This is a genomic window from Streptomyces griseocarneus, assembly GCF_014655595.1.
Lineage (GTDB): Bacteria > Actinomycetota > Actinomycetes > Streptomycetales > Streptomycetaceae > Streptomyces > Streptomyces griseocarneus.
In genome coordinates this window covers 454,579-476,440 of sequence record NZ_BNBL01000002.1, presented here as the reverse complement: position 1 = coordinate 476,440, position 21,862 = coordinate 454,579, and the positions used below count along the sequence as shown (strand labels likewise).

Below are 21,862 nucleotides of genomic sequence, written 5' to 3'. Positions count from 1 at the left end.
TGCGCGGCGCCACGATTACGCACGGTGAGGCCGCCCGGTGCTCGATGGCACGCGGGAGCCCGCCCCGCGCGCAGGCCATGGGCCGATCAGCGGCACGCCTCCCCCTCCGGAGTGAACTCCCGGTCAGAAAGTCACAGAAACGCCGCTCCCGGGCGGTCGGTTCACGTGGCGTTGTCCTGACGTGTACGGGAGCGCGGAGGGAGCAGAGGTTTCATGGCGAGAAATGCGGGGCCCGGATGGGCCGACCCGGCGGCGGTGTATGTCAGACGCCGGTTCCTCACTCTGACGGCCGCCGCCACGGCGCTGGCCTTCACCCGCACCTCCCCCCGTGCCCGCGCCGAGGAAAGGCGGCTCGGAAGGCTCACGGAGAACCCCTTCACCCTGGGGGTGGCCTCGGGGGACCCGCTGCCGGACGCGGTGGTGCTCTGGACGAGGCTGGCCCCGCGTCCGTATGAACCGGGCGGCGGGCTTCCGCCGTCGTCCGTGGTCCCGGTGAGCTGGGAGATCGCGGACGACGAACGCTTCGCGCGCATCCGGGGCCGCGGGGTGGCGTATGCCCGCGCCGAGCAGGACTACAGCGTCCACGTCGACGTGCGGGGGCTGGAACCGGGCCGGACGTACTGGTACCGCTTCCGGGCGGACCCCTGGCTCAGCCCCGCCGGCCGGACCCGCACCTGCCCCGCTCCCGGCTCGGCCGTCGACCGGGCGCGCCTCGCCGTGGTCTCCTGCCAGCAGTACGACGACGGCTACTACACCGCCCTGGCCCACGTGGCCCGCGAAGAACTCGACGCGGTCTTCTTCCTCGGCGACTACATCTACGAGAACGCCATCGACGCCTACGGCGGCGCCCGCCGGCTTCCCGCCGGCAGCAGGCTCCCGGACGTCTTCCGCCACGAGACGGTGACGCTGACGGATTACCGCCTGCGCTATTCCCTGGGAAAGACCGACCCCGATCTGCAGGCCGCCCACGCCGCCCACCCGTGGTACGTCACCTGGGACGACCACGAGGTCGAGAACAATTACGCGGCGGACGTATCGCAGAACCGCGACCCCACCGGGGAATTCCTGCTGCGCCGTGCCGCGGCCTACCGCGCGTACTGGGAGAACATGCCGCTGCGGGCGCCCTGGAGCCCGGCCGGACCGGAAATGCGCCTCTACCGGCGCTTCCAGCACGGCCGGCTGGCACAGTTCGACATTCTCGACACCCGGCAGTACCGCTCCGACCAGGCGTGCGGCGACGGCTGGCAGTACCCCGGGCCGGAGTCCGAAGACCCCGCCCGCTCGCTCATCGGCGCCGCGCAGGAAAGCTGGCTGCTCGACGGTTTCCGTACGTCCAAGGCCGTCTGGAACGTCATTCCCCAGCAGGTGGCCTTCTGCCGGCGCGGCCTCAATCCCGGCCGGTCCCGTCTGTCGATGGACGCCTGGGACGGCTATCCCGCGTCCCGCGGCCGGATCCTCGGCGGGGCCCGCGCGGCGGGGATCGCCAATCTCGTGGTGCTGTCGGGGGACTCCCACAGCCACCTGGCCATGGACATCAAGAAGGACTTCGACGATCCGCGCTCGCCCACCCTGGGCGTCGAGATCCTGGGGACGTCCGTCTCCAGCGACGCCGACGGCGTCGAGAAGCCCGCCGACCACGAGAGTCTCCTGCGCGCCAACCCGCACATGACCTACTACGCCAAGCGCCGCGGATATGTGATCGTCACGCTCACGCCGACGCACGCGCGGGCCGACTACCGCACCCTGCCCTACGTCACGCGCCCCGGCGCCCCCGTCTCCACGGCCAGCAGCCTGGTCTCGGAGGCGGGCCGCCCGGGGTTCGTCCCGGCATGACGGCGGGAACGGGCACATGGGGTCCGGGGCGGGCTGCCCCGCCTCAGCGGCCGTCCGCGCGCAGGAAGTCCTCCACGACCCGGATGAGCTCCAGGGGGGTCTCGTCCATGGCGTAGTGCCCCGCGGCCGGCAGTTCACGGATGTGGCCGTCCGCGAACCACCGCAGCCACGTGTCACGGGTCAACTCGGCCGTCAGCGCCGGGTCCAGGGCCCCGACGACCGCCAGCGCGGGGACGGACGAGCCCTCGACCTCGGCGTGGAAGTCCTCGCCGGCCCAGGAGTCCAGCCAGGCACGGAACGCCTTGGGATCGCTGCGCTCCAGCGACCGCCGCACCATCCGGTCCAGCCAGCGGGCGGGGCGCTGTCCGCCGGTGGTGAGGTCGATGATGACCCGCCGGTTGTCCGGTTCCCGGTCCGCCGCCGCGAACAGCTCCCACTGTTCCGGCGGCAGGGGCAGCCCCGAGGCGGGGACCGGGGAGACGCCGACGATCCTGCGCACGCGCCGGGGCGCCATGGCCGCCACGCGCTGGACGACGCTGCCGCCCATCGAGTGCCCGACGAGCGAGAACCGCTGCCAGCCCAGCCGGTCGGCGAGCGCCAGCACGTCGGCCGCGCCCTCGGTGGTGGTGTACGCACCGGGCGCGTCCATCGCCTCGCCGTAGCCCCGCAGATCGGCCAGTGCGTACTGGAAGGCGTCCCCGTCGAGGTCCGGCGCGACCGCGTCGTAGGCCGAGCGGTCGGCGAACCACCCGTGCACGGCGACGACCTTGTGCGGGCCGTCACCGATCAGGGCATGAGGCGGTACGAATGAGGCCACTACGACTCCCGACGCGTCATGGTCATCCCGCACGACCCTTGGAAACCGGCGGTACACCTTAGTGGCTCCGCCCGCCGCGGGGCGAGGTCCGGTTCAGGTCACCCCGCCGGAGCGTCGGCGGCACGGAACTCCGCGACGATCGAGGCCGCCCGTTCCATGTCGCACGCCTCGCGGCCGAGCAGTTCGCGGGTGATCACGGCCGCCTCGTCGGCGTGGAAGTAATGGCGGATCAGCAGTGCCTGGAGCCCGGCCATGCCGTCCGTCCTCAAGGCCTCGCGGTAGGCGGACACCGCCGGCGCGAGCCACGCGGCGCGCTGCTGGTAGGCGAGGGGCTCGCCGCTGCCGTCGTCGAGGGCGAAGACCGGGGCGATGGCGGCGGTGAGCCTGTGCACGAGCGCGGCCGGAGGACCGTCGGAGAGGCGGACGGGGGCGCCCGCCAGCTGGGGGTGGTCCTTGGCGAACTCGTACCAGTCCGCGGCGGCCGCACAGGATTCGACGGTCTCGGGGAGGACGGGGCGGCGGTCGTAGAAGCCGTAGTCAACGCCCACGAACACCGCGCGCAGCAGGTCGAAGGGGAGGGTGGTGGAAGGGTCCTCGGCCAGCAGCAGGGCATCGTAGAAGTCCTTGCCCTGGGGGTGCATGTCGGAGAGCAGCCACAGGATCTTCCAGGCGAGGGAGAGTTCGGGCGTGACGGCGAGGAGGGTCAGCGGCTCTCCGGTGCCGTCGGGGCGGGGCAGGCGGGTGGGGGCGGCGGGCACGGGCAGCCGCTCGTTGAAGACGAAGTCCAGTTGAACCGTTCCGCCCGGCAGCCCGTCGGCCGTCCACGGGATCACCAGGCGGCGTCCGGGCACCCGGTCGTACGTCCATATCTCGTCGCTGACGGCGCCGCGCGCGTCGAAGCGGACCGGGCCCTCGCGCAGGGACCGTTCCTCGGCGGCCCGTGCGATGCCGTCGAGCATCCGCCCGGTACGGGCGTCCGTCAGCTGCCACGTCGCGGGCGTGACGACGAAGTCCAGGTCGCCCGGCTCGCGCGCGGCCTGCCCGTACCAGGCGCGCAGCAGGACGCTGCCGCGCAGCACCAGATGGGCGGACCAGTCGCCGTCCGCGACGGCGGCGAGGACGTGGTCGAGGGCGATCCGGCGGGCCGCGTACCAGCGCTCACCGGTCCCGGCGTCCGCGAACCGCGGCTCGCTCGGCCGCAGGGCCCGGGCGTGGTGCTTCATGGAGGGGTCGAAAACGGCGGACTGTGTCACCCCGTCACCCCGGACGGGCGCGAGCGTGCCGGGGAGATCCCTGTTGGCGCGCGTCCTCTCGTCCGGCCTCTCCTGCGGAATGCCCTCGTCCGCATCCCACGGGCCCCAGCGGTACCCCTCCCACGACGACGTCATCGCACGGCCCCTCTCACTGCCTTCGCCGGCGGCCATTGTGCGCCACGACGGTCCAGGGGGTGAACGACCCTCCCCCGCGGGCCCCGACGGGCCCGCACGGCGGGTCGATCTACGATGAGGCGACACGACCGAACCCAGCCCCGGCGGAGACACCCCACGTGAACACGCAGGCCACACCGGCCCCTGCCCTCATCGCCGCCTGTGGTCCCGTGGGCGCGGCGGTCTCGTTGGAGACGGTCGTCGACCCCGACGACGCCCCGGGCTGGATCGCGCTGGACCGTGGCATCCGGGCGGAGTCGTGGGGCTGGTCCTCCGACCTGCCCTCGATGGCCTGGGCGCGCGCCGGCGAGCCGCCCGCGAACGAGGCGTCGCTCGCCGTCGCCCTGTGCCATCCCGACGGCCGCGTGCGGCAGGCCGCCCTCGAGCACAGCGCCGACGTGCCGGCCGTGCTGCCGCTCGTCGTGGTGCGCTGCGCGGACTGGGTTCCTCAAGTACGCGACCGGGCACGGGCGTTGCTGGGCACCGCACTGCCCTCGGCGCCGACGCGGACGGTGGCCGTCCTGGCCGCGGTGATCCTGCGCGTGGCGCGGCGCCGGCACGGCGCGTACGCCCGGGAACTGCTCGTCGGGACGCTGCGCGGTGCCGAAGGCGGGCCGGCCGAGATCCTGCTGGTCAGCCGGGACCGGCTGACGAGGCGCCTCGGCCATCGGATCGCGATCGACCGGGGACGCCTCTCCCCGGCCCGGCTCGCGCACATCGCCGCCACGGACGGGGACGTGGTGGTCCAGGACCTGTGCGCCGACGCGGCCCTCGCCGCGGTCGGAAGCGAGGACGCGGGGTACGCCGAGGTCGTCCGGCCGCTGCTGGGCTCCCGCCACCCGCGCGTACGGGCCGCGGGCGTGACCGCGTTGCACCGGGCCGGGCGGGCGGAGGAGGCCACGGCCCATCTCGCCGACCGTTCGGGGCTCGTCCGCGCCTGCGCGCGATGGGTGGTGCGTCAGCACGGCATCGACCCGCAGGCGCACTACCGGCGGATATGCGCCGGCCCCGCGAAGGAGGTCTCCCGCGGTGCGGCCGCCGGTCTCGGCGAGTGCGGCACGAAGGAGGACGCGGACCTGCTGCGCACACTGGCGGCCCACCCGGACGGGCGGGTCCGGGCGCGCGCCGTCGCCGCCCTGCACGCCCTGGGCGCGGCGGAACCGGAATTCCTGCGCCCGCTGATCGACGATCCGTCGGCGGCCGTCGCGCGCGAGGCGACCACCGCGCTCGTACCGTCCGCCGAACGGCTGCCCGAGGCATGGCTGTGGGAGCGGCTGGCCGCCGACCGGCCCCGGCACGTACGGAGTGCGGCCTGCCGGCTGCTGGCGGCGCATCGCAGCATGGTCCAGCTGCGTTGCCATCTGACGCTGCTGCACGACGCGGAGCCCGCGTTGCGTGACCGCGCCCGCTTCGCCGTGCGCCGGTGGAGCCCGGCCGACGCCGCCTCGTCGTACGCGGCGCTCTCCCCCGCCGACCGCCGGCACCTGGACACCCTGATCGACCGGGCCACGCCCGTCCTGGGCGAACACACCACGGCCACGCTGCGGTGGTACCTGACGTCCGGGGCCTGAACCGGACGCGGGAGCGGCACGACGTCCCTACGGGGCGCCGCCGAAGAGCTGGGTCCAGTACGTGCCGGCGCGGCCGCCGGGCGCGTACCCCACCCCCAGGTGGGTGAAGCCCGGCGTGAGGATGTTGGCGCGGTGGCCGGGGCTGTTCATCCACCCGCGGACGACCTCGGCGGGCGTGCGCTGACCGCAGGCGATGTTCTCCCCGATCGCCCGGTGCGCGGCGCCCGCGGCTCGCGCGCGGTCCCAGGGTTCGCGCCCTTCGGGGGTGGTGTGGGAGTAGAAGTCACGGCGGGCCATGTCCGTGCTGTGGTCCCGGGCCGCGACGGCCAGCCGGGGATCGGCGGCCAGCGGGGGCAGACCGGCGGCGGCCCGTTCGGCGTTGGTGAGGGCGAGCACCTCGCCCGTCGCCCGCTCCAGGCCGGCCGCGGAGTACGGCTGCGCCCACAGCACCGTCCAGTACGTGCGGCCGGTCCCGCCGTCCACCGCGTGACCGGCGCCGATGTGCGTGAACTCCCCGCCGGCGAAGGGGCCGCGGCGCTCGTGCCCCGTCAGGCAGTGGTCGACGAACTCGGCGGCCGTGCGCGGGCCCGAGACCAGGTGTTCGGACAGGACGAGGTAGGCGTAGCCGGCCGCGGTCACTCGCTGGAAGAGCGAATCCCCGCCGGGGCTCTCGGCCGAGAGGCGGCCGTGCGAGGCCATGTCCGCGGCGTGGGCACGAGCGGCCGCGGCGAGCCGGTCGTCCGCCCTCACCGGGGGTACGCCGGCCCGGGACCGCTCGGAGTTGACCAGGGCCAGGAGTCCGCCGGGACCGCCGGAACCGCTGGGACTGTCCCGAAGGGACGTCCGCGTGCTGTCCCCGGGCCGGCCCTCGGCCTCGTCCTCGGTCTCGTCCTCGACGTCGATGCCGAAGTCGCGGGCCACGCCGGCCAGTCCGTCCGCGTAGCCCTGCCCCAGCGCCCGTATCTTCCATCCGCCGTCGCGCGGGTAGAGCTCGGCGAGCAGCAGGACGGTCTCGGTGGCCGGCCGGGGAGGGGTGAACCGGGCCAGCGGCCGGCCGCCGCCTCCCGTGACGGTCATGACGGGCGTGGGCAGCGAGGCCAGCGGTGTCCGGGCGTCGGCGGGGCTGAGGACGACCGTGACCCGGGCGGCGCCGGGGCGCAGCAGGGCCGGGTTCACGGTGACGGTGTCGCCCTCCAGGCGCGCCCCGGGCGCCGAGGGCTGGTTGAAGAACACGAAGTCGCCGTCCCCCGACGTCCTGCCGTCCCTGCCGGTGATGAGCAGGGAGACGTCGAACGGACCGGGTACGCGGATCGTGACCGTCCCCGTGGGCAACGCCCGGTTCCCGCCGGCCGTCAGCTCGTTCATCACCGCTCCCCCGCTCTCCCGCCCGCCCGCGCCGGGCCTTCAGCAGGAGCAACGCGGCGCGGACCGGGGCGGTTCCGGAGGGTGGGGGCGGGAGGGCCGGCGTCCGGTGCCTTCCCCGCCCGTGTACCCCGCGGGCGGGACCGGCGGGGTCTGCTCCCGCTCCAGCATTCCGCGGCGGCGGAACCTGCCGAGCGCGAACCCGTTGCGACGGTGACGTCGTCCCGCAGGTACAGCAAGATGAACCATCAGGTTCACCAGACAGAACCCCGTCACCAGCTGCAGACCTGTTTTTGAGCGCGTTCAATCAAGGATTCTCGGCGACCCCTTGACTTTGGACAAATAAGGAGGAAACTGGCGATTACACCAGACAACCGGTGAGAGCCGCACCGTCGGTGGAGACGTCCATCGGCCCGAGTGACCCCCATCTCGGCAAACTGGCTAGGCCCCCGGAGGGCACGTAGCGATATCGGAGCAGGTCAGCGACGACTGGAAGGCTCACGAGTCGGTACGAGCGCCGGGGGCTGTCGTATGCCCGGTGCTCTCGGGGACCGTAGGGACGTCGAGGGGCCTGGTGGCGTCCAGGACGTCCCTGACTATCGCGCCGGTCGACGCCATGACGTCCGCGACGAAGCGCCCGCGCCCCACTCCCAGCCGCCCCAGGGCCGCGCCGTGGTCCCCCGCCACGAACAGCGCCGCGCCGAACGTCAGCGCCCGCCAGCCCGTCATCGTCAGCGACCGCAGCGGGCGCCCGGGGAGTTCGGCCACGGAAGCACGCAGACGCCGGCAGTGGAACGGGATGTGGCGCTCCTCGTCGGCCAGGATCCGGGCCGCCACCTCGGACGTCAGGGCGTCCCCGGCACCGTCCCGTACCGCGCGGTAATAGCGCACGGCCACGAGTTCCGCGACCATCAGGGTCAGCAGTTCCATGCGCAGGCCGAGCAGGCGGCGCATGCGGACGAAGACCTCGTCGCTCCAGCACGTGTCGATGGTGTCCTGGCCGCCGGCCGCCAGCAGGAGCGCCAGCAGGCGCGCGTGATTGCACTCCTCCGCGACGAACAGCCGGACCGCCTCGGCGTAGTCGGCGTCCCCCGCGAGATCCGCCTTGCCGATGAGGTTCGCCCCGTCCCCGTCCTCGCCGACCTGGAAGCGCCGCAGGCTGCGCCAGACCGGGCCGGGCAGGTCGGCGCCCGCCGCCCAGTCGGGGTCGCCGAGCTCCCTGCGACGCCCCGCCTCTGCGGTGAAGTGCTCGGTCCACTCCGCGAATCCTGCTGCGCCCATGTGGCCGTCCCGCCCCGTTCGTGAAGGTGCTTCAGTGGTTCGGGGACGAGTCAATCAAGCGTTTGTTCCGATGTTGTCTTGAGATCGTCTGGAAGCTGTGGAGCGCGAGCGGTTCAGGAGAGCCAGTCGGCGTAGCGGGTGGGGGCGAGGTGAGCGTCCGTGTCGGTGAGGACGTCGCCCTTGACGACGGCGAACATGCCGGCGGTGGGGTCGGTGACGACGGTACGGTTGTCGCCCTTGTGGGACAGGGTGATCCGGCCCAGTTCGTCCAGGGGGAAGATCTCGGGGCCGGCGATGTTGCGGATGCCGTTCAGGGGGGCGCCCGTGGCGACCTCGGCCACCGCGTTGGCCACGTCCTTGGAGGCGATCGGCTGGATCGGCGTGGCGGGCAACCGGACGCTGTCGCCGTCGGCGGTCCAGGACAGGACGGCGTCCATGAACTCCATGAACTGCGTCGCCCGGACGATTGAGTAGGGGATCGGCCCGGCCGCGAGGATGTCCTCCTGGAGCACCTTGGCCCTGTAGTAGTCCAGCTCCGGCACCTGGTCCGCGCCGACGATCGAGAGGATGACGAAGTGGCCGACGCCGCCCTTCCGGGCCGCGGCCAGAAGGTTGTCCATCGAGGTCCGGAAGAAGGCCGGGGAGGCTTCGTCGAAGGTGGGGGAGTTCGTCAGGTTGACGACGGCGTCGGCTCCCGCCACCGCCTCGTCCAGTCCCTGACCGCTGATGACGTCGATTCCGGTGGACTGCGAGTGCGGTACCGCCTCGTGCCCGCCGGCGTTCAGAATCGCGACGACCTGCGACCCGATCAGCCCGGTACCGCCGATGACTGCGATCTTCATGACGCGCCTTTCGTCGGGAGATGCATCCGCAATATGGCACATGAAGCGGGGAGGGGCCCCGCTCGGGTACACGACGCGGCCGGACAGCACGCCGAGGGGGTACGGGCCGGTCGCCCTACCCGCCGACGGGCATTCAGCCGCGCATTGGACTACTCATTTCGCTACCCATCAGCCCACGTAGGTGATCTGTACGAGCGTGAGGGTGCCGTCGCCGATGAGGATGACGCCCGCCGTACGGCCGTGGGCGATCGTGCGCAGCACGCCGTCGTCGACGCCGTAGGCGGCGGAGTGGGCGAGCGGGTCGGCGAGGGCGTCGAGCAGACAGACGGCGAGGTCGCGCCGCGCCGCGTCGGGCAGGTCCCGGTAGGCCGCGTGGAGGCCCGGATCGATGCGCAGCCTGTAGGTCACGCCGCTGAGACTAGCCAGCCGGCCGGTGGCCGGACGGGCGTTTGCGCCGATGCGTCCCGGTCGCCGGCCCGTGTCGGGGACGCCGCGCGGCGACGCCCCCGACGGCACCGGATCAGGTGCGGTAGGCGTAGTACACCGCGTCCGGGTAGGAGGCGACGATGCTCGCCACCGACTTCCGGTAGGTGTTGGTGGAGTGGTACGTGAGGTACGGCACGCCCATGCGGCTGCGGTAGGTCGTGATCATGGAGTGGTCCTTCGAACCGTCACGGTCGAAGTCCATCTGCAGGATGTCGCCCACCTCGAGCTGGTAGACGTTCGAGAGGGTGGTGACGCGCTTGGAGTTCAGCGCGTACCAGGACCACTCGTTGGCGCCCACCCACGAGTCCGACTGGGTCTTGGAGTCGTACCACCACTTGCGGTAGTCCGAGGCCGGACCGGACTCGTTCTTCCAGCCGCCCGCCTTGAGGGCCTGGCTGATGAAGTTGGTGCAGTCCCCGCCGTCCGCGTTGAACTTGCGGTAGGAGGGGTTGTAGTTCCGCCAGTACTTCTCCGCGTAGGCCGCCATGGCCGCGTAGTCGTAGCCGGAGGTCGTCTGCCTCTTCGGCACCGCGCGGGCCGGCCAGGAGGTGGCGGCGCGCGCCGCGTTCGGCGTGGTGCCGGCCGAGGCGACCGACTTCGCGACCGGCGCGTTGACGGCCCGCAGGCCGTTGTCCGTGGAGCGGATGCCGGTCAGCTCCCACTTCCCGCCCTTGCCGGAGGTGAAGCTGAGCTCGTGACGGGCCTTGAAGCCCGTCGTCGACGGCTCGTCACCCTTGACCCGCTTGTAGGTGAAGGTGGTGGTCTCGGTGACCTCCACCGTCGCGCGGCCGTCCTTGACCTTGGTGTTGTCGACCGCGACCTCGGTCCTGGCCGCGGAGTACGCCTCGCCCAGCTTGGCGAGCAGCTTCTTGCGCGAACGCAGCGAGGACACCGCGGTGTCCTCGCTGCGCGTCAGGCCTGCCGAGACGCGGACGTTCCGGCCCGCCTTCGGGCCGGCTATTCGCTCCGCCGCGCGCGGGTCGTCCACGAGGGCGGCCGTGCGCTCGGACAGCACCGTCTGCGCGATGCGGCCGAACGAGTCCACCGTCGTGTCGTCCACGGTGCGCGCCTGTGACGCACCGGCGGACCAGGAAGGCAGCAGCGCCGCCGACGCGGCCACCGCCAGACCCACCCCCACGGCGGATCTCACTATCGCTTTTCTCACGAAGGGTTCCCTTTCACCCCGGCCCCCACGGGCCAGGGAAACGGAATCCTCGCACACGGATGCGTATCTGTGGACACATTCTCGGAATGCACATCCGAGACCTGGTCAGATGTGCTCACGCCGTGCGCTCTGCATGCGAACTGACAGCGACACGGCCATAACCGGAGGACACTTCCAGGGCCGGTCAGAGGCCACTTCCGGGGCCGGTCGGGGGCCCGGCCGGAGACTCGGCCGGGGGCCCGGTTAGGCTCCCCGCCCATGGATCACCCCAGCTACCCGGCGCCGCCGGGCCCGCCGTTCGCATCCCCACCCGCACCCGCACCGGAGCCCGCGCCCGAGCCCGCGTCCGGGGCGGCGGGCCGGCGGCGCCGTTTCCGGGTCCCCAAGCCCGACTTCGACGGCCTCTTCGAGAACAAGGGCCTGCTGCTCGGCCTGCTCCTCTTCCCCTTGCTGGTCGTCGTCGCGTTCCTCGCGCAGTTCCTCGAGCTCCTCTACTACGCGGGGCTGACGGTCTACGCGATCGTGATGAGCCCGTACTGGTCCGTCCGCGCCCTGTGGCGCGCCTTCGGACCGGCCTCGACGCCCCAGGAGCTGACCCGCCGCGCCGAGGCCCGTGCGACGGTCAAGACCACGTTCGGATGCCTGGGAATCCTCCTGGCCCTCGCCGCGGTCGTGCTGGCCGTCCTGGTGTGGATCGGGCTGAGTCAGGAGGCGTAGGGACGCTACGGGCGCCGCGCGCTCCGGGCGGCACGCGCGTCGCGGAGGTGGAGCAGTCCCGCGCAGGCGATGATCCAGGCGGCCAGGACGGCGATGCCGCGCCCCAGGCCGTCATGGTGGAAGTACGCCAGGCCCTGAATGGCCCGGACTCCCGCGCTGACGGGCAGGACGTCGGAGAGCGGGTGCAGCCAGCCGGGCAGGTAGGGGGCGGGCATGACGCCGCCGCTGGTGGCGTTGCCGAGGGTCAGCAGGACGACGGAGGCCAGGCCCGCGCCCGCCGATCCGGTCCACTTGATGAACACCATGGTCGCGCCGCCGGCCGCCATGGCCATCAGCGCGGTGATGCCGGCGATGCCCACGAACGAGCCGGGCAGCGCGCCGAAACCGGTGCTGCCCGCGAGGAGGGCGATGATGACCCCGCCCAGCACGCCGAAGAGCGCGAGGCTCGCCATCCGCTGCCGCAGACGCAGGGCGGGAGCGGCCTGATAGGTCATCATGCCGAACAGGTAGCCGGCCAGGACCAGGCCGAAGGCCGCGTAGAAGATCGACAGGCCACGGGTGTCCCCGGCGGAGGCCGGGAGGACGTCCTCCTGGGCGAGCCGGTGACCGCTCGCTCCGGCGACGGGGCCGAAGGCGCCGGTGAGGGTGCCGGTGACGGAGGGCCCGTTGGCGCCCGCGAAGAGCAGCTTCGGGGCGTCGTGGCCGCGGCCGGTGAGATAGGCGGCGTAGACGCGGCGGTGCTCGACGGCCTCCCGCGCGGCGCTCTCGCCCGCGTAGGGCCGTACGTCGAAGCCTCCCGGAAGGGCGGACTCCAGGCCCTCCTCGATCCGCTGCGCCTCCTGCTGCGTACCCACGACGGCCACCGGAAGGTCATGCGGCCGGGGGGCGTGGAACGCGGCGAGGTAGACGCTCACGAAGATCGTCCCGATGGCGAGCACGACCGCCACCGGGAGGAGAACGCCCTTCCAGCCGCCCTGCGGGTGCTGCGGCGGCGCGGGATCCGGGACGTCGGCATGCGGGGAGGCAGGCCGGGGGTGTGTGAGGGAGGAAGCGGTGGGGGCAGGAAGTGTCACGGGAACCGTCCAAACTTGTAAGCTGCCTTATAACCGTAGCAGCAAACCATAAGGTGCCTTACAAGTGGTGGTCCCCATGAACGAACAGTCCGTCTCCACCGGCTATCTCGCGTGGCAGTTCTCCCAGGCCATGGGCGCCCGCCTGGAGAAGGAACTCCGCGCGCTGGACCTGACCCTGGCGCAGCACAACGCGCTCCAGCACGCCCTGCGCGAGCCCGGCATCTCCAGCGCCGCGGCCGCCCGCCGTGCCGGCATCACCGCCCAGTCCATGGGAGCCGCGATCAACGGGCTGGTCGACAGGGGACTGATGGAGCGCCGCCCGCACCCGACCAACCGCCGCGTGCTCTGCCTCCACATCACCGACGACGGCCGGCGCGTGGCAGGGCAGGCATCGGTCGTCATCGGCCGGGTGAACGACGACGCCCTGACCGTCCTCTCCCCCGCGGAACGCGCGACCGCGCACAGCCTCCTGCACCGCCTGGTCGCACACCTCAACCCGGACGCGCTGTCCCCTTCCTCCTGATGCCGGCGGCCCCCGTACCCCGCCGCCATTCCCGGCCCGCGAGGTCGACGACCGCGCGGGGGCCTCACCGGGACTCGTTCCCTCCCGTCGGCGCGTGCGCGCCCGGTACGCCCGGGGTCGGCTGGGGGTGTGGGGCCAGCGCGGCGTCGGCGGCGTCGAGGATGTTGAGGAAGGTGCGGGTGATGACGGGCCGCGCGAGGTGCCGGGTGAGCGGGCCGCCGAGCAGCGGGACGGGGATCTCGGCGCGGGTGGTCCAGCGGACCAGGGTCCCGCCGTCGACCTCGGTGAACGTCATGCGGCCGAGTTCGTGCCGGGACGGCGGCAGGCTGCGCTCGACGACGTACTCGGTGGCGTACGGCGGGTCGTAGTGGGTGATGCGTTCCCGGAACCAGCCGATCAGCCAGAGGTGACTGCGCACCGCGCCGACGCCGTAGGGCGCGCTCTCGCCGCGCCGGGTCAGGCGGCAGCGCAGCACCAGGGGCGAACGCGTGTAGTGGGTGGTCGTGGTGAGCCAGGCGAACACGTCGTCGATCGGGGCGTTGATGACGCGTTCGACGGTCATGGTTTCCACGGCTGGTGTTCTCCTCTGTCGAGTGGGCGCACCGTGTCGGCGCGCAGCAGCTTGTCGGGGTTGCGGATGCCGTAGAGGCCGGTGATCCGTCCGTCGTGGATCTCGAACGCGACCAGCCAGTCGAGCTCACCGTCCGTCAGGAACCGTGCGGCGGGCATACCGTTGTAGGTGGTGTGCTCGACGCGGGTCGTCGCGGTGGTGCTGGTGCGGATCACGCCGAGGACGAACCGGGCGACGTCGTCGCGACCGGTGATCGGGCGGCGGGCGGCGACCGCCTTCCCGCCGCCGTCGGAGATCTGTACGACGTCGGGCGCCAGCAGGTCCATCAGCGCCTGGACTTCGCCGGTCGTCGCCGCGAGCAGGAACCGCTGGACGACGGCCCGGGTGGCATCGGAGTCCGGTTCGAAGCGGCGACGCCGCGCGTGGACGTGCCGTCGTGCGCGGTGGGCGGTCTGCCGGACGGTGACCTCGGTCTTGCCGATCGAGGCGGCGATCTCGCCGTGGGTGTAGCCGAACACGTCGTGCAGCACGAACACCGCGCGCTCGGTCGGGTTCAGCGTCTCCAGGACGAGCATCATGGCCATCGACACCGACTCGGCCAGGATCGCGTCCTCGCTCACCTCGGGCGCGGTGCGGATCGGCTCGGGCAGCCACGTGCCGACGTATTCCTCGCGCCGCGCCTTGACCGCGCGCAGGTGGTTGAGTGCCTGCCGGGTCACCACGCGGACCAGGTAGGCGCGCGGATGCTCGACCGCGGCCGGATCGACCGCGCTCCAGCGCAGGTAGCTCTCCTGCAGCACGTCCTCGGCGTCGGCGGCGCTGCCCAGCATCTCGTAGGCGATGGTGAACAGCAGCGGACGGTGCTCGGTGAAGGCGTCCTCAGCCATGACCGATCCCACCCCCTTCCCTGGTGCGGCGGCCGGCGTACGGGCACCGCCGCCCTCCACTGACGGCCCGTCCGACGCGTCGACATTCCGGCACCACGCCCGGCTCCTCTCCTTGGACGCACATCGAGACACCCCGCACCGGCGAACCGTGACAGCCCACCGCTGTGATTCAGGTCACGGTGCGACACCCCGCTCACCGCGTCAGTCGATCAGGTGACCGCTCGGTGGTGTGCGCCGAGGGCCGGGAGCACGTCAACGGGCACCTGGAATCCCGGGGACGGGTCTGCGAGGAGATCCACTTCTGGTGAACGCGGCCACGTGGAACCCTGGACGGCGGGGTATGCCGGTGACGTGGACGAAGGGATCTCTCGATGACCATCGTGGTCACCACACCGACCGGACACGTGGGATCGCGCGTGGTGCGGCTACTGGTCCAGGCCGGTGTCCGTCCCCGCGTTCTGGTCCGTGACCCGGCCCGCCTGGACGAGGCGACCCGGGCGCGGGTCGATGTGCGCCGGGGTGATCTGACGGACGCCGGGTTCGTCCGCGAGGCGGCGGCGGGGGCGCGGACCGTCTTCTGGGTCGATCCCACGCCGCACGCGGCGGCGGATCCGATCGAGGCCTCGCTGCGGACCGCGGCGCCGTTGGTGGAGGCCGCCCGGGTCGGTGATGTGGGGCGGGTGGTGCTGTTGAGCAGCATCGGGGCGGAGAAGCGGCACGGTGTCGGGCACATCGACGCCCTGGCCGGGATCGAGGAACAACTCGACGCCACCGGAGCGGACGTGCTGCACCTGCGGTGCGCGTACTTCTTCACCAACCTGCTGCTCGACCTCGAAGGCCTCTCCCGAGGCGTCCTGACCACGGCGTTCGATCCCGACCGCCCGATGCCCTGGGTCGATCCGCGCGACATCGGAGACGTGGTCGCCGCCCGGCTGCTGAACGACACCTGGCAGGGCCGGGTGGTGCAGGCCGTCCACGGGCCGGAGGACCTCACCTTCCGTCAGGTCGCGCGGATCCTCACCCAGGCGCTCGGGCGCACGATCCGGATCGATCCCGTCGGCGACGACGAGGTGCGGGACGCGCTGCGCGCGGCCGGGATGCCGCCGTCGGCAGTGGAGGGCATCGTCGGGATGACCGCCGGATCGCGCGACCTGGTGCCCGAGCAGCCCCGTGACCTGCTCACCACCACCCCCACCCCGCTCAGCGGGTGGGCCCATGCCCGGCTGCGTCCGCTGCTGGAGAGGTGACGGACACCGGAAGGTCCGGGCGCCACCTAGAACAGGCGAGCGTACGGGCGGCCCGTCACGCGGTCGTAGATCTCGCGCAGCCACGGCTGACGGACGGTTGGGAGCCGTGCCAGCGTGTGGAGGAACACGCGCCGGTCGGGCCGGAACAGCTCCTGTGGGCGCATCGGCGGCGGATCGTCGCGGAGGACGCCGTCGGGCAGTCCGCCTGTCACGGGAACCGGCAGCCGTTCACGGGGGAAGGCCAGATACGTCCATACGCCGGCGTCCAGCGGCACGGGCTCCGTGTGGCCGGGCGGTTGCCACGCCTTCCCCGTCCGCGGATGTCGCGGGACCAGGGTGATGTCGGGGGCGGGGTCGGTGGCGGGCAGGCCCGGGCCGGCCAGGGCCGCTCGCCTGACCGGCGGCCCGGGCGGGAGCAGGGCGTCGAGCGCGCGGCCGAAGATGTTCGCGGCGAGGCCGTCGGGGACGGCCACGGGCGCACCCCCTGAGGCCGCCAGCAGGTGGGCCAGCGCCGCCCCGGCCGCCGCCTCCCACCGGAGGCTCCATGCCCCGGACGGCTCGACCGGCGGCGTGCCCTGCCACTCCTCCGCCGGCGTCTCCCCGTCGTCCGTCCCGTGAGCGGGGCCGTCGGCGGGACGGCGGACCACGGCGTGCGGGGCCAGCCACACCGCCTGCCAGTACGAGCAGTCGTCGATGCGGGTCGCCACCTCCTGGCCGCAGCGCGCGCAAGCCAGGTTCGGTCCGTCCCTTCCGTCCGGGCCCATGCAGTAGCCGTCGCATCGTTCCGGGATCAGGACGGTGCCGCGGGTGTCGCCCGGCGCGACGACGACCGCTCCCGGCGCCCCGAAGGAGAGGGAGGTAACCGGAGCGAACACACCTCGGGCTTCCGCTTCGTCCACGCCGATCTCGCTCCAGGGCCGCCATGGCGGCCCGGAAGGCTCGGGGTCGACGGCGTACGTCCCCGGTTCCATGAGCGCGGGGAGCAGTTCGTGGCCGTACGCCTGGCGGGCGTGGACGGGAAGCGCGATCCGGGAGACGGGTGCGGTCAGCACGGCGCCGCACCCCGCACACGCGAATATGTCCACTGTCCGTCCTCCCCCTCCGCTGAACAGCCTGATTGTTCCGGAGCGGCGATCAACGGCCAACACCTTTTATGCGGACATGAAGACATCTGGGCATGTGGGCATGTGGGCACACGGGCCTGCGGGCTCAGCGGTCGACCGGCAGGCCCCGGGGTTCCTTGATCCGCTTCATGATGATCTGCGAGTTGACCTCGGTGATGCCCGACAGCGTGGTGAGGCGTTCGATCCACAGCCGTTCGTAGGCGGTGATGTCGGCGACCGCGATGCGCAGCAGGCAGCCGGGGCTGCCGAAGAGGCGGTAGGCCTCGATGACGTCGGGGATGTCCTGGAGCGCGGCCTCGAAGGCCTCGACCGCCTCCCGGTCGCGTTTGACCTCGATGGAGACCAGGACCTCGAAGCCGCGCCCGACGGCTTCGGGGTCGATGACCGCCCGGTAGCCCTGGATGACTCCGTCCTGCTCGAGCTGCCGGACCCGGCGCATGCACGGGGAGGAGGTGAGGCCGACCCGCTGGGCCAGCTCCTGGATGGTCAGCCGGCCGTCCTCCTGCAGCTCGCGCAAGATATTCCTGTCGATCTGGTCCATGGCGCAATTATTCACCCCTGCGCCTGCTGTCCCGCGGCCCGCGCGCCGCGCGGGTTCAGGCCGCGCGCGGCGCCTTGTTCCACGGCGCGAACGCGTTGTCCAGGCCCGCCAGGGCCGGGCGCAGTTCCGGGTGGTGGCGCAGCAGGACGGTGAGCATGGTGTTGTCGTCGATCCACGCCATGCCGGCCTTGGAGTACACCGCCGGGGTGTAGTGCTCGGTGAAGAAGCGGTCGCTGTTCAGCCGGCGCGAGGCCATCAGGATGAAGATGCGGAACGCCGTGTCGCTGAAGGCGAATCCGGCCGGCAGCGTCTCGGCGAACATCCCGACGGTGAGGTCGACCTTCTCGACGTCGCCCGCGTAGAGCCGCTTGATCTCCTTGGCCCACGCCGGGTTGTCCGTCAGCTCCTCGAAGGTCTCGGCGGGCTTCATGCGCAGCAGCCGCCGGAACTCGTTGTAGCGGGGGACGCCCATTTCCCGGTTGCGCAGGATGTCGGTCGCGGCGAGGTCCTGCAGGTGCCCGTCCGGGCGCTCGTACTCCTGCAGGAACCGCGGGAAGTTGTGGAGGGTGACCAGGCCCGGGGGGAGCGTGCCGAAGCTGTAGAGCAGGTCGGCCATGTCCACGGTCTGCAGGACCTGGAGCGCCTTGGGCCCGGCGATCTCGCGGAAGGTGCACTCGCGCAGCGTGGCGTTGTCCTCGGCCGAGCGCAGGTGCCAGTCGTCGCGGACGAGCGGGTGCATGCGGTAGACGGCCACGAACTCCTCGGTGAGGGCGTACGGGATGCCGTAGTGGTCGGTCTCGCCGCCGGGGATGCCGCTGATGATCTCACTGTCGCTGAGGCGGCCGAAGAGGTTGTGGACGCGTTCGCCCGCCAGGCCCCACCAGTTGGTCCGCAGCGCCTTGACGGTGGTGGGGTGGCTGATGACCGCCGGGGTCCACTCCGTGGTGTGGATCTTGGCGAGGAGGGCGGCGTTGACGAGGCGGGCCCGCTGGAAGAGCTCCTCGTCGTCCCAGGCCGGGTACGCGGCGTGCAGGTGGTCGCAGATCGCGTTGTGCTCCCGGGTGAAGAGGTCGTGCATCATGACCAGGCCCAGCCAGAAGCCCGGAACGCTCGAGGGGTCGGGGGCGGAGCCCGAGGGCGGCGTCGGGCGCTCGTCGTCCCACCGGTAGAGCTTGCCGAGCTCGCCGGTGCGCAGCCGGCGCTGTTCCTCGTCGTCGACGCCGTAGATCTGGGAGGCGTCCCACCAGTGGGAGAGGACGTTGACGCGGGTGTCGGGCGTGCCGGCGGGCGCGTTCGGGTCCCGGGTCGGGTCGTCCGGGGTGCGCATGATGCGCATGGGGCGCTCCGGCCAGGGGTCGTCGGCCATCAGGGGCACTTCCCAGGGCCGTTCCACCGGGCTGGTGCCGTGGCTGAACCAGTCGCGGATCATGAACTGCAGCCAGGCTGCGACCAGGGAGTTGACCGACTCGGCCGCGACGAGCTCGTGGCGGGTGAGCAGGGCGCGGCTGACCTCGCGCGGGTTGGGGCTCGACAGGATGTCCTCGGCTGCGGCCGGGGCGATCTTCTCCAGCGGGATGTTGCGGCCGAAGCGCGTCCCCGCCATGCCCATGCGCGGTTCGTCGAGGTCGTTGTGGCTGCCGTCCGCGGTACGGCCGACCGTGTGGCCGGCGGAGGGGGGCCCGGGGTCGGGGAGGCCGGTCGAGGGCAGGTGGGTGGTGTCGTGGAGGTTCTCCCGGCGGTATCTGACGCGCAGCCCGAGGATGGTCAGCAGCCCGGGGATGACGGCGAGTTTGTCCCAGCCGACGCGCCGGTCGACATAGCCCGCGAGGCCGGCGAGGAGCCGCCAAAGAAGGCTGGAGCGGTAGCCGGATCCGGATCGCCGGGGCGTGCGTCGTGGCGTGCTCATGGTCGTACTCCTCTGGCTGGGCCCTGTCAGGTCGGGGGTGGTGAGGGGATCCTGTCGGCGCGGGCCGCGTCGGCGAGGATCACGTCGCTCGCCTTCTCGCTGATCATGTAGACCGGCGTGACGATGAAGAACCCGGGGATGCGGGGGAAGACGGAGGCGTCCACGATCCGCAGGCCGGCCACCCCGCGGACCCTGAACCGGCTGTCGACGACGGCCGACGGATCGTCGGCCCGGCCCATCCTGCAGCTGCAGGACGCGTGGTGGCCCCACGCCTCGTCCCGGACGAAGCGGCGGATCTCCTCGCGGTCGCGGACCTGGGGGCCGGGCCACAGCTCCTTCACGATCACGGAGTCGGCCCTGCGGTTCATCCGGCGTACGAACTCCACGGCGTCGGCCATCGCCTCCAGGTCCAGGCCGTCCGTGTCCGTGCCCTCGGTGAAGTAGTGGAAGTCGACGTCGGGGGTGTCGCGGGGGTCGTCGGAGCGCAGCCGCACCCGGCCGCCGGTGTTGTGCGTGCGGCTCTTCAGGACGGCCCAGGTGAAGCGGTCCCGGTGGCGCGTCAGGTCGAGCGAGTAGCCGGGGCGGTAGCCGCGGAAGTCGAAGGGGCCGCCGAAGACGAAGAGGTCCGGGGCGTCGAGGTCCGGGCGGGACTTGCGGGTGATGCCGATGACGGCGCCGTTGGTGGTGTACAGGCCCTCGCCGCGCCGCCAGGCGCGGTAGCAGCGGTCGGGTTCGGCGCCGGGCCGCGGCGCGTGGAAGTCGCAGTCCTTGACGACCGGGAACTCGCGGTCCATCTCGCTGACCACGCCGACCTCGTAGCGGTCCTGCAGATTGGCCCCCACGCCCGGGAGCTCGACGCGTACGGGGATGCCGTGCCGTCGCAGCTCCTCGGCCGGGCCGATGCCCGAGAGCATCAGCAGCTGGGGGGTGTTGAAGGCGCCGGCCGCCAGGATCACCTCCCGGGACGCCAGGACGGTGCGGCGCACCGGCGGCGGCCCGGTGCCGTCCCCGCTGCGGGGGTCGGCCCGGTAGGCGTGCGCGTGGTCCATGTACTCGACGCCGACGGCGGTTCCGTCCTCGTCCAGCACGACCCGGGTGACCAGCGTGTCCGTGCGGACGGTCAGGTGGTCCGGGTGGCGCTCCACGGCCGCCCGGACGCGCTCGCGCGCGGCGCCGCGCCGCCCGTTCGCCGTGGACAGCGGGATCTGCCACAGGCCCTGCAGCGCCTGCGTCTGCACCCGCCAGTCGTTGGGGTCGACCAGGGAGCGCAGGCTCTCCACGGGGGACAGCGGCCGGCCGAGGAAGTCCGCGAGGGTCTCCTCGGCGGCCGAGAGGATGACCTTCAGCAGCTGCTTGTCCTGGACGATGAGCTTGGGGTCGGCGAGGGCGGTCGTCAGCCAGCCGTCGAATCCGTGGCGCGCGTCGTTGCGGTACGTGGCGCCGATGAAGGGCAGGCGCCGCAGGAGCGCGGCCAGCAGGGCGTTCGAGGGCGGCTTCCTGGGCGCGGAACGGTAGGTGCAGCGCTCCAGCCGCTCGAAGTAGCGGCGCATGACGCTGCTGCGCCAGGAGGCGTCGCCGGTCTCCTCCGCGATCGCGTCCCAGTCGCGGTTGTACGGATAGACGGTGATCAGCGCGTGATGGGCGGTGCAGCCGCCGACCGTCCCGGCGCGCGGGTAGAGGATGCCCTTGCCGGGGACGAGCTTGCTGTCGCGCTGGTGCTGCTGTTCGTCGGCGTAGTGCCGTACGAAGTAGTCCCAGCGCTGGACGGGGTCCTCCGAGGCGTCCGCGTGGAAGGCGGGCACCGCGTAGTTGTCGTTGTCCTCGGCGCCGCCGGCGTCGAGGAGCAGGACGCGGGTGCCGGCGGCGGCGAGGTTGGCCGCCAGCGGTCCGCCGCCGGCGCCCGCGCCGACGACGACGTAGTCGAAGCCGGTCTCGGCGGCGGGAGCGCCGGGCTCCGGGGTCACGTCCGCTTCCTCTTCCCGGCCCGCTTCCCGCCCCTCTTCCCGCAGCAGCGGTGGGAGGTGGCGCCGCAGCCGCCGACGCGGTCGGTCGCGGTGGCGGCCAGGACCGTGTTCGTGGCCGAGATGAGCGTGGTCAGGGCGGCGGTGCGCGGGGCGAGCCGGCCGCTGACGCCGAGCAGGGCCGCCGTCGCGGTGTCGCTGCCGTGGATCAGGACGCCCTCGCGCAGGTCTTCGCGCAGCCGCTCGTCGCGGTGGGTCAGCAGGTCGAGGCCGAGCAGGATCGTACGGATCCCGAAGAGCCGGAAGGCGTAGACGGCCGCCGGACTGAGCCCCTTGCCGGGCTCGAGGCGCCGGATGAGCATGGAGGGCATCAGCAGTCCGCTGACCCCGTTGAAGAGCCGGACCCCGGCCAACGCGTACACCGAGGCGGGGCGGCGGGCGGCACTGTGCTTGGCCATGTGTGTCTCCCTGAGGGTGCGGTGGCTTCCACTGCGGCGGAAGCACCGGCGAATACCCCGATACGGGCGA

At 72.5% G+C, this 21,862-nt stretch carries 20 protein-coding genes; 5 read left to right on the top strand and 15 right to left on the bottom strand.

What is annotated here, in order from left to right; all coding sequences use genetic code 11:
- Window positions 1–213: 213 nt before the first annotated feature.
- Window positions 214–1,833: an alkaline phosphatase D family protein gene (locus IE295_RS07965; protein ID WP_190062798.1), complete on the top strand. Its 1,620-nt coding sequence runs from the start codon at window positions 214–216 to the stop codon at window positions 1,831–1,833.
- A gap of 43 nt (window positions 1,834–1,876) precedes the next feature.
- Here IE295_RS07965 and IE295_RS07960 read toward each other — a convergent pair whose 3' ends face one another.
- Window positions 1,877–2,650 carry an alpha/beta fold hydrolase gene (locus IE295_RS07960; RefSeq protein ID WP_190062797.1) on the bottom strand — a complete coding sequence of 258 codons (774 nt, stop codon included), beginning with the start codon at window positions 2,648–2,650 and terminating at the stop codon, window positions 1,877–1,879.
- A gap of 98 nt (window positions 2,651–2,748) precedes the next feature.
- Complete coding sequence (locus IE295_RS07955; protein WP_190062796.1) at window positions 2,749–4,038, bottom strand: nucleotidyl transferase AbiEii/AbiGii toxin family protein; 1,290 nt, start codon at window positions 4,036–4,038, stop codon at window positions 2,749–2,751.
- A gap of 158 nt (window positions 4,039–4,196) precedes the next feature.
- On the opposite strand from IE295_RS07955, the gene IE295_RS07950 reads away from it, so the two are divergent.
- Window positions 4,197–5,648: a HEAT repeat domain-containing protein gene (locus tag IE295_RS07950; protein ID WP_190062795.1), complete on the top strand. Its 1,452-nt coding sequence runs from the start codon at window positions 4,197–4,199 to the stop codon at window positions 5,646–5,648.
- A 27-nt stretch (window positions 5,649–5,675) separates the two neighbouring features.
- Here IE295_RS07950 and IE295_RS07945 read toward each other — a convergent pair whose 3' ends face one another.
- The 5 genes from IE295_RS07945 to IE295_RS07925 form a co-directional block, all read right to left on the bottom strand.
- Entirely contained in the window at window positions 5,676–7,013 is a 1,338-nt protein-coding gene (locus IE295_RS07945; protein WP_190062794.1) for a CAP domain-containing protein, read from the bottom strand.
- A gap of 495 nt (window positions 7,014–7,508) precedes the next feature.
- Window positions 7,509–8,291 carry a ferritin-like domain-containing protein gene (locus IE295_RS07940; protein WP_190062793.1) on the bottom strand — a complete coding sequence of 261 codons (783 nt, stop codon included), beginning with the start codon at window positions 8,289–8,291 and terminating at the stop codon, window positions 7,509–7,511.
- A gap of 113 nt (window positions 8,292–8,404) precedes the next feature.
- Complete coding sequence (locus tag IE295_RS07935; protein WP_190062792.1) at window positions 8,405–9,133, bottom strand: SDR family oxidoreductase; 729 nt, start codon at window positions 9,131–9,133, stop codon at window positions 8,405–8,407.
- 168 nt (window positions 9,134–9,301) lie between these two features.
- Window positions 9,302–9,541, bottom strand: coding sequence for a hypothetical protein (locus IE295_RS07930; protein WP_190062791.1), 240 nt, complete (start codon window positions 9,539–9,541; stop codon window positions 9,302–9,304).
- 112 nt (window positions 9,542–9,653) lie between these two features.
- Window positions 9,654–10,784, bottom strand: a complete 1,131-nt coding sequence (locus tag IE295_RS07925; RefSeq protein ID WP_224323526.1) for an amidase domain-containing protein — start codon at window positions 10,782–10,784, stop codon at window positions 9,654–9,656.
- 258 nt (window positions 10,785–11,042) lie between these two features.
- On the opposite strand from IE295_RS07925, the gene IE295_RS07920 reads away from it, so the two are divergent.
- Window positions 11,043–11,501: a hypothetical protein gene (locus tag IE295_RS07920; RefSeq protein WP_190062790.1), complete on the top strand. Its 459-nt coding sequence runs from the start codon at window positions 11,043–11,045 to the stop codon at window positions 11,499–11,501.
- Between the two features lie 5 nt (window positions 11,502–11,506).
- Here the strand turns inward: IE295_RS07920 and IE295_RS07915 are convergent, their stop codons facing one another.
- Window positions 11,507–12,574, bottom strand: coding sequence for an ABC transporter permease (locus tag IE295_RS07915; RefSeq protein WP_190062789.1), 1,068 nt, complete (start codon window positions 12,572–12,574; stop codon window positions 11,507–11,509).
- Between the two features lie 76 nt (window positions 12,575–12,650).
- Between IE295_RS07915 and IE295_RS07910 the strand changes: the two genes are divergently transcribed.
- The gene (locus tag IE295_RS07910) at window positions 12,651–13,097 is read left to right on the top strand and encodes a MarR family winged helix-turn-helix transcriptional regulator (RefSeq protein WP_190062788.1); all 447 of its coding nucleotides are present in this window, start codon (window positions 12,651–12,653) and stop codon (window positions 13,095–13,097) included.
- Window positions 13,098–13,161: 64 nt separating this feature from the next.
- Here IE295_RS07910 and IE295_RS07905 read toward each other — a convergent pair whose 3' ends face one another.
- Together IE295_RS07905 and IE295_RS07900 are read right to left on the bottom strand one after the other, a co-directional pair.
- Window positions 13,162–13,668, bottom strand: coding sequence for an SRPBCC family protein (locus tag IE295_RS07905; protein ID WP_190062787.1), 507 nt, complete (start codon window positions 13,666–13,668; stop codon window positions 13,162–13,164).
- A complete protein-coding gene (locus IE295_RS07900) occupies window positions 13,656–14,555 on the bottom strand; it encodes an RNA polymerase sigma-70 factor (RefSeq protein ID WP_190062786.1) in 900 nt (299 codons plus the stop codon). Before IE295_RS07900 ends, IE295_RS07905 begins: the two co-directional genes overlap by 13 nt.
- Before the next feature lie 371 nt (window positions 14,556–14,926).
- Here IE295_RS07900 and IE295_RS07895 point away from each other — a divergent pair, with 371 nt between their 5' ends.
- Window positions 14,927–15,802: an NmrA family NAD(P)-binding protein gene (locus IE295_RS07895; protein WP_190062785.1), complete on the top strand. Its 876-nt coding sequence runs from the start codon at window positions 14,927–14,929 to the stop codon at window positions 15,800–15,802.
- Window positions 15,803–15,828: 26 nt separating this feature from the next.
- On the opposite strand, the gene IE295_RS07890 is transcribed toward IE295_RS07895, so the two are convergent.
- The 5 genes from IE295_RS07890 to IE295_RS07870 form a co-directional block, all read right to left on the bottom strand.
- Complete coding sequence (locus tag IE295_RS07890) at window positions 15,829–16,887, bottom strand: hypothetical protein (RefSeq protein WP_190062784.1); 1,059 nt, start codon at window positions 16,885–16,887, stop codon at window positions 15,829–15,831.
- Between the two features lie 124 nt (window positions 16,888–17,011).
- On the bottom strand, window positions 17,012–17,467 hold the full coding sequence (locus tag IE295_RS07885; RefSeq protein WP_190062783.1) for an Lrp/AsnC family transcriptional regulator: 456 nt from the start codon (window positions 17,465–17,467) through the stop codon (window positions 17,012–17,014).
- A gap of 55 nt (window positions 17,468–17,522) precedes the next feature.
- Window positions 17,523–19,373: a peroxidase family protein gene (locus tag IE295_RS07880; protein ID WP_190062782.1), complete on the bottom strand. Its 1,851-nt coding sequence runs from the start codon at window positions 19,371–19,373 to the stop codon at window positions 17,523–17,525.
- Between the two features lie 26 nt (window positions 19,374–19,399).
- A complete protein-coding gene (locus IE295_RS07875) occupies window positions 19,400–21,337 on the bottom strand; it encodes a GMC family oxidoreductase (protein WP_190062781.1) in 1,938 nt (645 codons plus the stop codon).
- Entirely contained in the window at window positions 21,334–21,792 is a 459-nt protein-coding gene (locus IE295_RS07870; RefSeq protein ID WP_190062780.1) for a hypothetical protein, read from the bottom strand. The genes IE295_RS07875 and IE295_RS07870 overlap by 4 nt, the downstream gene beginning before the upstream one ends.
- Between the last annotated feature and the right edge of the window lie 70 nt (window positions 21,793–21,862).

Excerpts from the sequence above, each read along its gene's own strand:
- IE295_RS07965 (WP_190062798.1), top strand. The coding sequence starts at position 214 with ATGGCGAGAAATGCGGGGCCCGGATGGGCCGACCCGGCGGCGGTGTAT.
- IE295_RS07870 (WP_190062780.1), bottom strand. The coding sequence starts at position 21,792 with ATGGCCAAGCACAGTGCCGCCCGCCGCCCCGCCTCGGTGTACGCGTTG.
- IE295_RS07895 (WP_190062785.1), top strand. The coding sequence starts at position 14,927 with ATGACCATCGTGGTCACCACACCGACCGGACACGTGGGATCGCGCGTG.
- IE295_RS07910 (WP_190062788.1), top strand. The coding sequence starts at position 12,651 with ATGAACGAACAGTCCGTCTCCACCGGCTATCTCGCGTGGCAGTTCTCC.
- IE295_RS07920 (WP_190062790.1), top strand. The coding sequence starts at position 11,043 with ATGGATCACCCCAGCTACCCGGCGCCGCCGGGCCCGCCGTTCGCATCC.
- IE295_RS07955 (WP_190062796.1), bottom strand. The coding sequence starts at position 4,038 with ATGACGTCGTCGTGGGAGGGGTACCGCTGGGGCCCGTGGGATGCGGAC.
- IE295_RS07900 (WP_190062786.1), bottom strand. The coding sequence starts at position 14,555 with ATGGCTGAGGACGCCTTCACCGAGCACCGTCCGCTGCTGTTCACCATC.
- IE295_RS07940 (WP_190062793.1), bottom strand. The coding sequence starts at position 8,291 with ATGGGCGCAGCAGGATTCGCGGAGTGGACCGAGCACTTCACCGCAGAG.
- IE295_RS07885 (WP_190062783.1), bottom strand. The coding sequence starts at position 17,467 with ATGGACCAGATCGACAGGAATATCTTGCGCGAGCTGCAGGAGGACGGC.
- IE295_RS07880 (WP_190062782.1), bottom strand. The coding sequence starts at position 19,373 with ATGAGCACGCCACGACGCACGCCCCGGCGATCCGGATCCGGCTACCGC.
- IE295_RS07945 (WP_190062794.1), bottom strand. The coding sequence starts at position 7,013 with ATGAACGAGCTGACGGCCGGCGGGAACCGGGCGTTGCCCACGGGGACG.
- IE295_RS07935 (WP_190062792.1), bottom strand. The coding sequence starts at position 9,133 with ATGAAGATCGCAGTCATCGGCGGTACCGGGCTGATCGGGTCGCAGGTC.